Annotated in this window: 13 protein-coding genes and 1 pseudogene; 9 read left to right on the top strand and 5 right to left on the bottom strand. The window is 54.9% G+C overall.

Going from position 1 to position 12,642, the window contains the following annotated elements:
* Positions 1-60: 60 nt before the first annotated feature.
* From ACA055_RS14315 to ACA055_RS14300, 4 genes are read left to right on the top strand one after another with little or no spacing between them, the layout of a single operon-like run.
* Positions 61-546: a nuclear transport factor 2 family protein gene (locus tag ACA055_RS14315; protein ID WP_497684234.1), complete on the top strand. Its 486-nt coding sequence runs from the start codon at positions 61-63 to the stop codon at positions 544-546.
* A 50-nt stretch (positions 547-596) separates the two neighbouring features.
* Entirely contained in the window at positions 597-1,628 is a 1,032-nt protein-coding gene (locus ACA055_RS14310; RefSeq protein WP_497684233.1) for a zinc-dependent alcohol dehydrogenase, read from the top strand.
* A 14-nt stretch (positions 1,629-1,642) separates the two neighbouring features.
* Positions 1,643-2,248, top strand: coding sequence for a glutathione S-transferase (locus ACA055_RS14305; protein ID WP_497684232.1), 606 nt, complete (start codon positions 1,643-1,645; stop codon positions 2,246-2,248).
* Between the two features lie 22 nt (positions 2,249-2,270).
* Positions 2,271-2,717 (top strand): PaaI family thioesterase, encoded by a 447-nt coding sequence (locus ACA055_RS14300; RefSeq protein ID WP_497684231.1) that lies wholly within the window; start codon positions 2,271-2,273, stop codon positions 2,715-2,717.
* Here the strand turns inward: ACA055_RS14300 and ACA055_RS14295 are convergent, their stop codons facing one another.
* Positions 2,718-3,185 carry a MarR family winged helix-turn-helix transcriptional regulator gene (locus ACA055_RS14295; protein ID WP_497684230.1) on the bottom strand — a complete coding sequence of 156 codons (468 nt, stop codon included), beginning with the start codon at positions 3,183-3,185 and terminating at the stop codon, positions 2,718-2,720. It lies immediately after the preceding gene.
* A gap of 226 nt (positions 3,186-3,411) precedes the next feature.
* On the opposite strand from ACA055_RS14295, the gene ACA055_RS14290 reads away from it, so the two are divergent.
* The 5 genes and pseudogenes from ACA055_RS14290 to ACA055_RS14270 form a co-directional block, all read left to right on the top strand.
* Positions 3,412-4,200 (top strand): DUF1330 domain-containing protein, encoded by a 789-nt coding sequence (locus ACA055_RS14290; protein WP_497684229.1) that lies wholly within the window; start codon positions 3,412-3,414, stop codon positions 4,198-4,200.
* Positions 4,201-4,983: 783 nt separating this feature from the next.
* Complete coding sequence (locus ACA055_RS14285) at positions 4,984-5,553, top strand: hypothetical protein (protein ID WP_497684228.1); 570 nt, start codon at positions 4,984-4,986, stop codon at positions 5,551-5,553.
* A gap of 254 nt (positions 5,554-5,807) precedes the next feature.
* A complete protein-coding gene (locus ACA055_RS14280; RefSeq protein WP_497684227.1) occupies positions 5,808-6,233 on the top strand; it encodes an LLM class flavin-dependent oxidoreductase in 426 nt (141 codons plus the stop codon).
* A complete protein-coding gene (locus ACA055_RS14275) occupies positions 6,215-6,385 on the top strand; it encodes a hypothetical protein (RefSeq protein WP_497684226.1) in 171 nt (56 codons plus the stop codon). The genes ACA055_RS14280 and ACA055_RS14275 overlap by 19 nt, the downstream gene beginning before the upstream one ends.
* A 136-nt stretch (positions 6,386-6,521) precedes the next feature.
* Positions 6,522-7,418, top strand: a pseudogene (locus ACA055_RS14270) (MFS transporter); the annotation flags it as partial.
* A 92-nt stretch (positions 7,419-7,510) separates the two neighbouring features.
* Here the strand turns inward: ACA055_RS14270 and ACA055_RS14265 are convergent.
* The 4 genes from ACA055_RS14265 to salA all read right to left on the bottom strand — a co-directional run bounded on the left by ACA055_RS14265 (position 7,511) and on the right by salA (position 12,482).
* Positions 7,511-8,962, bottom strand: a complete 1,452-nt coding sequence (locus ACA055_RS14265) for an aldehyde dehydrogenase (protein WP_497684225.1) — start codon at positions 8,960-8,962, stop codon at positions 7,511-7,513.
* 27 nt (positions 8,963-8,989) lie between these two features.
* Positions 8,990-10,135 carry an NAD(P)-dependent alcohol dehydrogenase gene (locus ACA055_RS14260; RefSeq protein ID WP_497684224.1) on the bottom strand — a complete coding sequence of 382 codons (1,146 nt, stop codon included), beginning with the start codon at positions 10,133-10,135 and terminating at the stop codon, positions 8,990-8,992.
* A gap of 48 nt (positions 10,136-10,183) precedes the next feature.
* The gene (gene catA, locus ACA055_RS14255) at positions 10,184-11,122 is read right to left on the bottom strand and encodes a catechol 1,2-dioxygenase (RefSeq protein WP_497684223.1); all 939 of its coding nucleotides are present in this window, start codon (positions 11,120-11,122) and stop codon (positions 10,184-10,186) included.
* Positions 11,123-11,198: 76 nt separating this feature from the next.
* A complete protein-coding gene (gene salA / locus ACA055_RS14250) occupies positions 11,199-12,482 on the bottom strand; it encodes a salicylate 1-monooxygenase (RefSeq protein ID WP_497684222.1) in 1,284 nt (427 codons plus the stop codon).
* Positions 12,483-12,642: the final 160 nt, after the last annotated feature.

Here is a 12,642-nt window from a genome sequence, read left to right as displayed (position 1 = left end):
TCCGTGTCACGCTCTGCCTACGGTTCTACCCAAAGCCCCTAAAAACAAAAGGAAAGACCTATGAAAAAACCGCTCAGTGGCGGCTTTGCCCCTTTAGCAATAATGCTGCTAACTCTCTCGCAGCAGACATTCGCACTGGAGGCTCAGTGCGGAACTCCATCTGTGGGCACCGGCAAGGTGATGTCGAGAGAGCTCGCTGGGAAGTTCAGCGGAGACTGGGCAAGACTTTGGAACGCACTTGAAATTGACGCCGTAGTTTCCCACCTTGCGCCAAATGCCACTATGCGGAGCCCAATTGCTCTTCGAATGACGGGCGATGCAACTATTCGAGGAAAAGACGCAATCCGGAAGTATTGGCACGACTCATACGGAAACGCAAAAAACCCACAGCTAACCGTCCACTCATTCAGTTGGGACCCACAAATTTGCCGACTAAATATCTGGTGGTCTGCAAACACCCAGAGTGGCCCCGTGCGTGCCAGTGAGTTCATGGACTTTGGCCCTGACGGAAAAATTACTAATGGTGAAGCTTTCTATGGCAAGTAAGCCTGCGCTTTTCCAGACCTCATAAAACAATAAATTTTGGAGATTTCGAAATGCAAGCACTCATAGTGGATAAAGCAGGATCTCTGCGGTGGGAAGAACATCCTGCACCTCAACTGTCCTCCTCAAATGCAGCACTCGTTCGGCCCATAGCATCTGCTTCTTGCGATTTAGATCGTCGATTAATTGCAGGAACAACACCCTTTAAACCCCCCTTTGCTATCGGACATGAATGCGTCGCAGAAATACTAGAAGTTGGAGAGCATGTTTCAACTCTACGGCGGGGAGACTTAGTATCAGTTCCTTGGAAAATTGCGTGCGGCCATTGTTCCCAATGCATTGTCGGCCGATCAGTCGCATGTACTAGCGTACCGAAATACGCTGCCTATGGGCTACCTGCTGGCGGTCACTGGGGAGGACTGTTTTCGGAAGTAGTCAATGTACCTTACGCTGACGCAATGCTAGTGAAGTTGCCAACAGGTTTAAACCCCGTAGCAGTCGCCAGCGCCAGCGACAACCTCACAGACGCGTGGGTAGCAACTAGCAAACCAATTTCCGCGCGACACGATGCGCGTGTGCTAGTACTTGGAGGTACTGAGAGCATTGGTATTCTGGCAGTCCAAATGGCCATTGCGGCAGGAGCTGCCAGTGTCGACTATCTAGATACTAGTGACTACAGAAAGAACCTGGCAGAACAAAGTGGAGCTAATATTTCTATTGGACCCAGTAGCAAACTAGACGAAAACTACGATGTGGTTGTGTCGGCAACTAGAGATCATGATGTTCTCTACAGGGGCTTGCTTGCTCTGGCGCCTGGAGGCCATTGCTCTTGTATAGGAATAATGTTTGAAGACCCACGCATCCCACTGTTCGGCATGTACATGCGCGATGTTACCTTGTCTGTAGGTCTCTGCAGTGTCAGACCGCATATACCGAAGGTTTTATCCTTGGTACAAAATGGTCATTGCAATCCCTTGTTAGTAAGCACACAAATCGTCAACTGCGACGAAGCACCAGAAGCATTAATCCAACCGTTAACCAAATGCATCATGGTCCGCGAACGTATCACCGCTTCCACCAATTAAAGAGGCATATTTGAATGAAGCTTATCTATGCTCCCGCATCTCCTTTTGCGCGAAAAGTAATAGTATTTGCGACTGAAGCACAATTGATGGACGAAATTGAATTAATTGAAACCATGGTGCTCCCCACTACATGCAACGACATGGTGAACACCAGTAACCCACTTGGCAAAATCCCGATCCTGATTACAAGTAGCAACGGGGCGCTGTACGACAGCAGGGTGATTTGTGCATATCTCGACTCCCTTTCCAAGCAAACTATTCACTGCCCACCTGGGGTGGATAACTGGCGTATTCTCTCAACAGCGGCTCTTGCGGATGGCATTATGGAGGCGGCTTTACTGGTCCGATATGAAAAAGCTATTCGCCCAAACGACATGCAATCCGAACCATGGATTAATGGGCAAATAGAAAAAATACGACGGGCGCTCGATAGTTTCGAGAAGGCTGAGGACATACTTCATGGCCCTATGAACATCGCCCAAATCGGGCTTGCTTGCGCGCTCGCATATCTCGACTTCCGACTCCATCATCTAGACTGGCGTTTTAAGTACCCACGGCTGAATAAATTCTTTACTGAATTTTCAGCTCTCCCTTCAATGCGTAACTCCCAACCAAGATAAATATAGCCGAGACCCCAAATAAATGATTATTAAAAGCCAACAAAAGCAATCAGGCCTGAGTGTTTTGCAAGGTGTTGCGGACAACCACTCCCATGGCTCCTCGATTGCAGAAACCATGGGCATGCATATTGTCAGCGCTCAATCTGGAAGCGTCCTCATATCTGCTAAGCCTGACGCTAGACACCTAAACCCAATGGGAATAGTTCACGGAGGATTTGCAGCTACCTGCTTAGATACTGCTGCTGCATTAGCAGCATTCTCAACGTTAGATGCCGACACTCACTACGCCACCGTGGACCTTGGCATAAAATATTTCAGACCTCTTAAAGAGCACATAACTTACCAAGTTAGCGGCTGGATGATCGAAAGAACCAGGCAGCTTGCAGTGGCTGACGCAGAAATACGAGATGACCAAGGAAAAATTTATGCCAAAGCAACTGCAACCCTGATGATATCTGAAAATAAATAATCAGCCGAGATGATTGGCCAAGGTCTGCATAATATGATACCAGTCATCAATGGAGTTAGAAGGCACCCCTTGAAATGCATTATTAATTGCATCTCTCTCGTATTGAGTCGCTTGCGACTCAATACTCCCTCCAAGCGGAGAAAGCGTCAAATTCTTAATGCGGTGATTACTCGCATCCCGAACGAAAACGATACATTCCTTTTTGGTGAGCAACGTTAGATGTCGATGCAGGGCCTGCTTACTAATGCCAAGTGTAGCGGCTAACTCGCCTACACTAATACCATCTGTACGAGCAACAACATAAAGAATCCGATGGTGAACGCGTGAAAATCCAAAATCTTCTAGATATCGATCGGCCTCAACTGTCAGCCCCCGGAACCCAAAGTGCATAATCTCAAGTGCGGAGTCAAGCTCATGCAGCCGTTTTAGCTCCTTGACTCCGTAACTCACTTTATTATCAATAACCATAACCTACTTACGCACCATTAATATTGCAACGACCCAAAGTTAACAAACCTGCGCAAACATGCGTAATAGCTTGCCGTACACCAACCAATCCCTGAACTGCAACGCACCCGGAGGCCTTCGTGGCCTTAGCTATAAGCTTATCCACATCGGTGAATCATAAACGTAATTTAAAAATTGGGTAGCGCGAGTCTTGAACCGCCACCAGAATTACAGAGGAACCTTTTCCATGCGTGCTATTGATATAGACATTCTTCGTCTGTCACGTCGCCTTTCTACAATAGACAGGGAGGTCATCACCGGTTCGCGCCCAGGCATTCAGCTTCTCGAACTCGACGACTCTTATGTGCGTATTCGCACGGCTGGCACGGGGCAGCACACGATCGTGGTTGCCTGCGATCCGCCCAACGTCGTGGAAAACTATGACGCTTTCATCGGCGCACTGGAAGCCGAGTTCCGCGTTGTCATCTTCGAACAACCCGGATTCGGTTTTTCTTATCCCAAGCTACGGTTCGACTTCACGCGTCGTGGGTACGCGCGCATCTTGACAAAAGTCCTCGACCGGTTGGGGCATGGTCCTTATGTCCTTTCCTTCCGGCAATCTGCCGATTTCTCTCCGTGTAGTCGTCAAGCATCAGGCCCACGCAAACGGTGCGTTGGCAGCGTTCCCATTCGCGACATGACCAAGATCAACCCCGAAAAAAAGGAAAATATAGTGTCTGCTTATGTAATTCTGATTCGAAATAGCATCGTCAACCAAAGTGAGCTCAGCACCTACGCGTCGATGGCTCGCAAGGCTCGCGGCGCGGAGCCGCCTACGCCGCTCGCCTACTACGGTGAAGCCGTAGCATTGGAGGGTCCCGACGTGGACGGCGTCGTCATCCTGGAATTCAAGAACATGGATGCCGCCAAAGCTTGGTACACCAGCCCGGCCTACCAGGCCGCAAAGGCCCATCGACTACAGGGCGCAGACTGCCATGTGATTTTGGCTGACGGCGTTCCAAGTCAGACTGTGTGAAAAAGCGCTGATGCTGGTTCCAGCAAACGCCCCGACTTGTTCGGGGCGTTTGCTTTTGTGCGGATAGCAGAGGAAACAGTGCGTTTCTGCTCATCAATGCCAAAAGCAATGGGATGGACTCCTCCTCACTTCGGCATCTTGAGCAGACTGAAGGTGCGGACCACAGTCAACAGTGAGAAGCAGTCTACACATGAAGCTTATGCGCATGGGGGGGCGACGTGGCCAAGAACGTACTTCAGATCAGTGACATCTCACAATAGATGCAACTAATTGACAATAGATGCAACTGCCAGGCAAGGCGTCTCCACGAGTGATTATTGTAGAAGCCCGATGTTCTGCGGTTTCGCGCTTGGCCTACACTGCTTAGGAAGGCTGACTGACAACTTAGGCATTACACGGCTATCAGTCTCGAATAGCTGACTTAGCTGGACGCTTGTGCACTAATTATAAATCGCTAACTGCTTCATTGCCGTCGCGATTCGGAGTCATCGCGGTGAGTTTGAAGGACCGCTTTTGGCCCAGAGTGTGTAAAAACGTCAGATTGGGTCTCGGGCGACTCCTTGGAAAACCAGCCAGAAGCGATAGCGCTACGAACTCGGGGAGGAAGAAGGGCTTTCTCCCTTCATCATCACCGCAGCAATCACTGAGCGACAACGCGACGGTAGAGGCTTCAAGGACCTCGGTGAGCTTGCACTGCTGGCCGGATTCTTCGCAGTACACTACCTCTTCCACGGCGACCCTCTCACCTTGCGGGTAGACCTGAGCGCAGAGATCAAATCACGCATGCTCTGGCAGGAAGCGCTACGACTGCGGTGCGAACCCCACCTGCTTGGCAGCTCGACCGATAATGGGCTGAGCGAGCTTCTGTATGACGATGAAGCCCGCGCTGTTGCTGCAGACCTGGCGCGAACATGGCTTGAGCAGTTTCACTCGCTCCCCGCCTGTACCGAACGGAACGTTATCAGGATGCTGCTGAACGCTGGCAAGCACGAGGCCCTGCGTTCACTGGGTCGCACCCGCCCCCTCCCCACGAAGGAACACCACCTGATCTGGGACACCGTAGGTTTGGTGGTCAGTTTTGACGACACCAGCAGGCGCCTCGCACAGACGCGACTGAATAGGCACTTACTGGATCTACTACCGCCGAGCAGTGCGCGCCTTCCCGCCAAACTCATCGCTGAACTGCGCAAATGGCGAATGCTGACTGCCCTCCGGGTCGGAGGTCTCGCCGTCGACAACGTTGTTGGAGTCAAGCATCTCGCCATGGAAGAGAGCACGCGTGTCGAATCAGTTCTGGACTGGCTTTATAGTCGGCACAGGGTGTATCTAGCCGCCTCCTCAAGTTCAATGTGAAACAAGTGCCTGAAAGATTTCGGCGGCGCATCAACCGATGAGCCGACGGGATGACAAACAAAGAAAACAACGGCGCCGTGACCATTCCACCGACCATCCGCGCGGCGATGCGGCTCATCACTTCATTTCTCAGGTCGAACGCCGCGGCAAGGTTCAGCCATATCTGACACTCACCAACCCCAACGGTGGTGTGCTGCAGGAGCCGAACGCCTCCGAACGCCTCCGAGCGCGACTTCGAGCAAGACATCCAGCAAGTGACGGACTATCTGGCGGACAACGGAAATCAGCCGGTTCGTGCAATCCCCGAAACCCATGACGTTCCGATATGGCTGCTGGGTTCGAGCCTCAATAGTGCGGATCTCGCAGCAAGAATGGGGCTTCCTTACGCATTCGCTTCACATTTCTCGCCTCGATTCTTGATGCAAGTCATCACGCACTATCGCGCCTCGTTCCGGCCGTCGGCATTGCTGGACCGCCCCTATCTCATCGCTGGCGCAAATGTCTTCGCTGCCCCATCACGCGCCGAAGCCGACTACCTGGCGAGCTCACACCGTCATTGGGTAAGCAATCTGTACGCGGGAAGAGCTGGCGCCCTGCCACGCCCGGAAGAAGTTTTTTGGAAAGACTCGCCGATATGGATCGCCACAATCTGGCTCAAGCCATGTCTTGCACAGCAGTAGGCGACAAGGATGATGTTGGAAGTTGGCTGCGCCAGTTCATCGCGACCACCGAGGCGGACGAGATCATCATCGATGCGAGGATTTATGACCCCGACGCACGCTGCCGCTCCTATCAACTGGCCGCCGAATCCATTGCCGACCTGCTTGACTAAGGCGTCCATGTGCTGAGTTAACGCAAGAAAACGGTACTGGAGAATGTCCTGAAATTTCATAACCAAGACAAGGCGTCGTCAATCAGCTTGAGTGATTGACGATGCTTGTTCGGGCCGACCTTTTTTTCAGCGTCGCATCGCCTGTAACACACTGATGTCCGAATACGTGCCCACTCGTTACCGCACTACGGTGCTCGGCACCCTGCAGGCAGGCTGGTCAGTGGGGTATATCGTTGCGACGCTGTTGGCGGGTTGGATACTGCCGAGTCATGGCTGGCGCTGGCTTTTCTACATCGCGATTATCCCGGTGATCCTGGCCGTGGTAATGCTACGTTTCGTGCCGGAGCCACAAGCCTGGATCAACGCTCAGACCGAGCGAGCCAGGAAGAAAATCACGGGCGCCCAAAATCGACTCCCTGAAAAGCGCGAAAGCATGTACAAGCTGATCTTCAGTGATCCGCAAGCGAGCCGGATGTTTATCTTCTGGGCCATGACTGCAGGTTTTCTGCAATTCGGTTACTACGGCGTGAACAACTGGATGCCGACGTACCTGGAAAGTGAACTGGGCATGAATCTCAAATCCATGACCGGCTACATGGTCGGTACCTACACCACCATGATCCTTGGCAAAGTCCTTGCGGGCCTGGCGGCTGATCGGATCGGACGTCGTACCGTGTTCGCCTTTGGCGCTCTGGGGACCGCGGTGTTCCTGCCGGTTATCGTGCTCTTCCAAAGCCAGGAAAACATACTCTGGATGCTGGTGGTGTTCGGCTTTTTATACGGCATTCCGTACGGCGTGAACGCCACATACATGACCGAAAGCTTCGAGGCTAAATTTCGTGGGTCTGCCGTTGGCGGTGCCTACAATATCGGGCGTCTGGGTGCAGCCATTGCCCCGGCCGCCATAGGGTTCCTCGCCTCTCATGGTTCGATCGGTGTGGGTTTTCTGGTCATGGGCGCGGCCTACTTCATCTGTGGCGTGATTCCGGCGCTGTTTATCAGGGATAAGCAGTTCGACCCGCAAAAGCAGTAGCGCTTTGTTGTCCCTGAAAGCCTGGCGGTGTGCCTAATGGGGTGGTACCCAAGTGGCAAAAAAAACCGGCGCATTACGCGCCGGTTTCAATTTTAGAATGGATACGGCTGGTTGGAGGGTTCAACCGTTACCCACTTGACCTCGGTAAACTCCTCGATGACTGCACTGCCATCGAAGCGGCCGTAACCGCTCTTCTTCATTCCACCGTACGGGGCTTGCGGTTCGTTTTGTACGGTGGCTCCATTGATGTGTACGCAGCCGGCATCCAGTCGGCCAGCCAACTCCAATGCCCGTGTGACATCGCGACTGAATATGGATGACGAAAGGCCGTAGGCAGTGTCATTGGCCACCTCCAGCGCTTGCTCGGCTCCCTTCACCCGGACGATCGTTGTCACCGGACCAAAGGTCTCTTCATCGTAGATCGACATCTCACGGGTAACCCGATCGACTAGTGTCGGGCCCATCAAGGCGTTTTCCGCCAGACCGCCAGCTACTATGTCAGCGCCCTTTCCAATAGCGTCGTCGAGTAAATGATTGATCCGTTGTACGGAGCCTTGGCCGATCATCGGGCCAATCACGCAGCTTGGAGTCGTTGATGGAACGCCCGTTTCCAGCGACCGTACGCGTTCGGCGAAACGGGAGACGAATTGGTCGGCAACCGCTTCATCGACCACGAACCGCTCGGTCGACATGCAGATTTGTCCCTGGTAAAGGAATGCACCGAAAACGGCAGCGTTGACTGCCCCGTCGATATCCGCGTCATCCAAGACGATGAAAGGGGCTTTGCCACCCAGTTCCAACAGGCAGCGTTTGAGATGGCTGGCGCAGGTCTGGGCAATCATGCGGCCGACCTTGGTCGAGCCCGTAAAATTCACTCGACGCACCACGTCATGCGCTACCAACGCCTCAGTCACGGCAGACGCGTCTTCTGGCGCGCTGATCAGAAAATTCAACACTCCCGCCGGCAGACCGGCATCGTAAAACGCTTCGGCCAGCAACGCGTGCGTTCGTGGGCTGCTTTCAGAACCCTTGAAAATCACCGTATTGCCACATGCCAGTGGGTAGGCAATGGCGCGTGCACCAAGAATGACCGGACCGTTCCAGGGCACGATGCTCAGCACTGCACCCACCGGTTGGCGCAACGTCATCGACAGTGCGCCTGCCTTGTCGGTAGGAATGGTTTCGCCTTTGATTTGCGTAGTCAGGGCCGCGGCTTCACGCAGCAGATTGGCCGATGCGCCCACGTTGAATTGTGCCCACAGTTGTGAAGCGCCGATCTCTTCGGCCATGACCGAGCAGAACTGCGCCATCTTCGATTCCAGGGCATCGGCAGCCGCCAGCAGAATGCGCCGACGCTCGGTTGGGCCGGTTTTGGACCACGTCCGAAAAGCGCGCTGGGAAGATTCGGCGGCACGAATGGCATCCTCGACACTGCAGGCAGCACCTACGCTCACGGTCGCGGCACTGAGCGGATCGACACGTTGGAAGGTCTTGCCATTGGAGGCGTCGAGTTTTTGATTGTCTATCACGAGTTGTACGGTCATTGCGGGTTCCTTTGGAAATGGAAAAAGTCAGACCGAAGCAGGAGCTGGCATGCGAAGGATCGGTTTGATGGTGACACCGCGCTCGCTATCGGCCATCGCCTGGTTCACCTCATCGAACTCGTAAAACCTGCATAGCTTGTCGAAGGGGAATCGGCCCTGCAGATAGAGATCAACCAGCTTCGGAATGAATGCATTGGCAACAACATCGCCTTGCACGATGCCCATGATCCGTTTACCGGGAATCATCACGTCGTTGATATTGAAGGCCACCTCGGTGCCCACTTTGGTAGCGCCGACGATGCCGCAGGTGCCAAGCGTGGTGAGTGCGTCGATTGCCTGGCGCAGAACCTCGGAGCGACCGGAGCATTCAAGGCTGTAATTGACACCGCCCTGGGTGATGGCCTGAATACGTTGGACCGGGTCTACTTCACGGCTATTGATGACGTGGGTTGCCCCCAGTTCGCGCGCCAGTTCCAGCCGACTTGGAGTGACGTCCACAGCAATGATGGTCGTAGCGCCGGCGACCTTCGCGGCCATTACCGCAGCAAGGCCAACCGCGCCGGCACCAAAGGCGGCGAAGCTGGATCCGGCCTCGACCCTGAGTGCATTGAGCACCGATCCTGCGCCCGTCTGGATGCCGCAACCCAGCGGCCCTAACAGCTCCAATGGCGCCTGTTTCGCTACTTTGACCACGTTGCGCTCATTGGCGATCGTGTAAGTGGAAAACGAGGATTGGCCAAAAAAATGGTCATGGATGGCGTGGTCGTTGCCACAAGCCCAAGCGGAGGTACTGCCATCGAGTCGACCGCCGCCGAAGTTCAGCGGGTGCATGTGCGTGCAATGTGCCGGGTGGCCCGTTTCGCAAGGCAGGCAAAGGCCGCAGGACATGTAGGTCATGACCACGTGATCGCCCGGTTGTACCGTGGTGACAGCAGAACCGACTGCATCCACGACGCCCGCACCTTCATGACCGAGGATGATGGGTAGTGGTGTAGGAAACAGCTGATCTCGCACCACCATGTCCGTGTGGCAAACGCCTGTGGCGACCACACGGACGCGCACTTCTGTTGGCCGAGGAGCCTCGAGCAAGACATCCTCAATGTGTAATGGCGCTCCCGACGTGCGCAGCACTGCGGCACGGATGTTCATCGATTGTGCATCGGTCCGGGACATCGTTGTCTCCTTGAAGTAGTTCGTCGAAGTCGAGAAAACGTCGGCTTGTCAGGCAGACTGCAACGCTCGCGGGCGTTGGCTGCGGTGGGTCGCAGCTTCGCTGGCGGCCGGACGCAGGCTGAAATTGAACGTCATCTCGGCAAAGCGCCCTGCCACGCCCATGGCAGCAGCCCGTTTCTCGTCATCGACAAAGCGAACTTCACCGATCAGTCCGTCGCGTGTCGCGTAGGCGAAGTCGTCCCACAGGTACTTGTCATTCGACAAGTTGATCTGTGTGGTCAGATGTTCATGCCCTGGGGCAGAAATGAAGAAGTGGATATGCGCGGGGCGCTGCCCGTGACGGCCCAACTGATCGAGGCATTCCTGAGTCGGACCGGAAGGATCGCAACCGTACCCCGAAGGCACGATACTGCGAGCCCGGTAGCAACCATTGGCGTCCGTGAGAATCCGGCGACGCAAGTTGAATTCGGACTGGCTCTTGTCGAAGTATGAGTAGTTGCCTTGTGTATTGGCTTGCCACAAGTCCACGGTGGCTCCGGCGATCGGCTGACCGTTCAAGTCGGTCACGCGCCCCTCCAGAAACATCACCGTCGCTGTTCCATCTTCGCTCCCGTCATCCATGCGAGCCTGATACTCACTCAGTGGAGCCCCTGCTACATACAGCGGGCCTTCAATGGTTCGTGGCGTGCCTGCGGCCCGGCCCGCTTCGGCGTCCTTGGCATCCGCCAGCAGATCAAGGAAATGCTCGATGCCGAGTCCGGCGACCAGCAAACCTGCTTCGTTTTTGGCACCCAGGCGGTTGACGTAGTCCACCGCCCCCCAGAACTCATCGTCGCTGATCTGCAAATCTTCGATCACCCGGGCGACTTCCTGCAGTAAACGCAGAACGATCTGCTTGTGGCGTGGATCGCCTTCGTTGTTGTCCAGTCCCGAGGCTTGTCGGAAGAATTGCTGCAATTGCGGCAGTTGAGAAATTTTTACGGTCATCTCGATTCACCTGATCTTATTGGTATCCACGAAGAGAGCCGCTGGATGCTCCCTCCGTGTATGTCGGTTCAAGCCGTTAGGCAGATGCTCGCCACCCCAACTGGGCACGAGCCTCTTGAAGGTCGGACTGCATGTCGTGATTCCACAGCCAGTCGAAACGCTCGGCGAGGGTTTTGCCCAGCAGTTGTTCGTCATCGGCTACAGCTGGATCACGCAATTCATAAAGCTCCCCGGCTTCCCAGGACGTGCGCTGTACACGGCAGGCACGGGGACGACGGATTGCGTCGTAAGCCGCGAGCACTGCTTGTGGCTGGCTGTCCAGGACCTGCGGATCGGCCAGCAATCGGGCCAGAAGCCAGGCGTCTTCCAACCCCTGACCTGCACCAGCGCCCTGGTGCGGCAACATGGCGTGCGCAGCATCGCCAATCAGCCCCACCCGACCGTGCACGTAGCCCGGTAACTCATCGAGCTCATGCAGCGCCCAAAGGGTGGGTGCCGGAATGCATTCGAGCAGCACCCGTGCCGCGTCTCCCCAATGATTGAAGGCACAGAGCATTTCTTCCTGGCTGGCATTGCGCACCCACGGTGAATCGCTCGGCCAGGTTGGATCAGGGCGACTGCGATCGGAAATGAAGGCCACAACGTTGATCAACCGGCCTTGCTTGACCGGGAATGTGAGGATGTGTGCATCAAGACCCAAGTACATCTGCGGGACATCGACCAAGTGCTCATCGACACCCCGAGCCCGGTAGGCCGCGCGCAGCTGTTGGCTGTCGATCATCCCGCGGTAGGCGCAGGTACCACTGAAGCGCGGTGCCACCAGGGGTTGGCCAAGACCGTTGAGAACATGATCACGAATCGATGACTTGATACCGTCCGCAGCGATCAGCAAATCGCAGCGATGCTCAGTGCCATCGGTGAACAGCACGCGAGCCTGTTCGGCATACTGTTCCACGCTGACGGCGCGCTTACTGAACTGGGCGACTCCTTCGGGCAACTGACTGGCCAGCGCATCGAGGAAGTCAGCACGGTGTACTGAAGACTGCCCTACCCCTTCGGCCAGGCTTGCGCCCAGATAAGCGGCATCTTCACCACGACGCCATTCGAACCAGATGTCCTGCCACGGATCCTGCGTTTGGTCGGCAATCTTGCGGTAGGGTTCGGCAATACCCAGACCCGCGATGGCACGAACGGCATTGGCGCCGAAGGAAACACCTGCTCCGACCTCGCCAAAGGCTGGTGCCGATTCGAACAGCTGCACACTCAGGTGGGAATGACGGCACAGGTCCAGGGCCAGAGCCACGCCGGCAATACCACCGCCAACAATACCGATGTGCAATTTGGATTGAGAAGTACGCATAGCAAGTTACCCATGAGGCTGATTGTTATTGGAGTCACCAAATCATCGCCATCTGAGCGCTATTGATAAATACCGCAACTCCCATACATTCCATCATGGATATGAATATTGCTCTTGCGCACGAACAGTCATTGGTCAGGCGAGCCCTACTTGAACTCGC

It is taken from the genome of Pseudomonas sp. LBUM1657, from assembly GCF_059716075.1.
Note: the sequence above shows the minus strand (reverse complement) of the source record. Positions and strands in the feature narration are given on the sequence as shown.

What these genes read in the sequence shown, in the direction of transcription:
- ACA055_RS14315 (WP_497684234.1), top strand. Translation starts at nt 61, where the DNA reads ATGAAAAAACCGCTCAGTGGCGGCTTTGCCCCTTTAGCAATAATGCTG.
- ACA055_RS14310 (WP_497684233.1), top strand. Translation starts at nt 597, where the DNA reads ATGCAAGCACTCATAGTGGATAAAGCAGGATCTCTGCGGTGGGAAGAA.
- ACA055_RS14305 (WP_497684232.1), top strand. Translation starts at nt 1,643, where the DNA reads ATGAAGCTTATCTATGCTCCCGCATCTCCTTTTGCGCGAAAAGTAATA.
- ACA055_RS14300 (WP_497684231.1), top strand. Translation starts at nt 2,271, where the DNA reads ATGATTATTAAAAGCCAACAAAAGCAATCAGGCCTGAGTGTTTTGCAA.
- ACA055_RS14295 (WP_497684230.1), bottom strand. Translation starts at nt 3,185, where the DNA reads ATGGTTATTGATAATAAAGTGAGTTACGGAGTCAAGGAGCTAAAACGG.
- ACA055_RS14290 (WP_497684229.1), top strand. Translation starts at nt 3,412, where the DNA reads ATGCGTGCTATTGATATAGACATTCTTCGTCTGTCACGTCGCCTTTCT.
- ACA055_RS14285 (WP_497684228.1), top strand. Translation starts at nt 4,984, where the DNA reads ATGCTCTGGCAGGAAGCGCTACGACTGCGGTGCGAACCCCACCTGCTT.
- ACA055_RS14275 (WP_497684226.1), top strand. Translation starts at nt 6,215, where the DNA reads ATGTCTTGCACAGCAGTAGGCGACAAGGATGATGTTGGAAGTTGGCTG.
- ACA055_RS14265 (WP_497684225.1), bottom strand. Translation starts at nt 8,962, where the DNA reads ATGACCGTACAACTCGTGATAGACAATCAAAAACTCGACGCCTCCAAT.
- ACA055_RS14260 (WP_497684224.1), bottom strand. Translation starts at nt 10,135, where the DNA reads ATGTCCCGGACCGATGCACAATCGATGAACATCCGTGCCGCAGTGCTG.
- catA (WP_497684223.1), bottom strand. Translation starts at nt 11,122, where the DNA reads ATGACCGTAAAAATTTCTCAACTGCCGCAATTGCAGCAATTCTTCCGA.
- salA (WP_497684222.1), bottom strand. Translation starts at nt 12,482, where the DNA reads ATGCGTACTTCTCAATCCAAATTGCACATCGGTATTGTTGGCGGTGGT.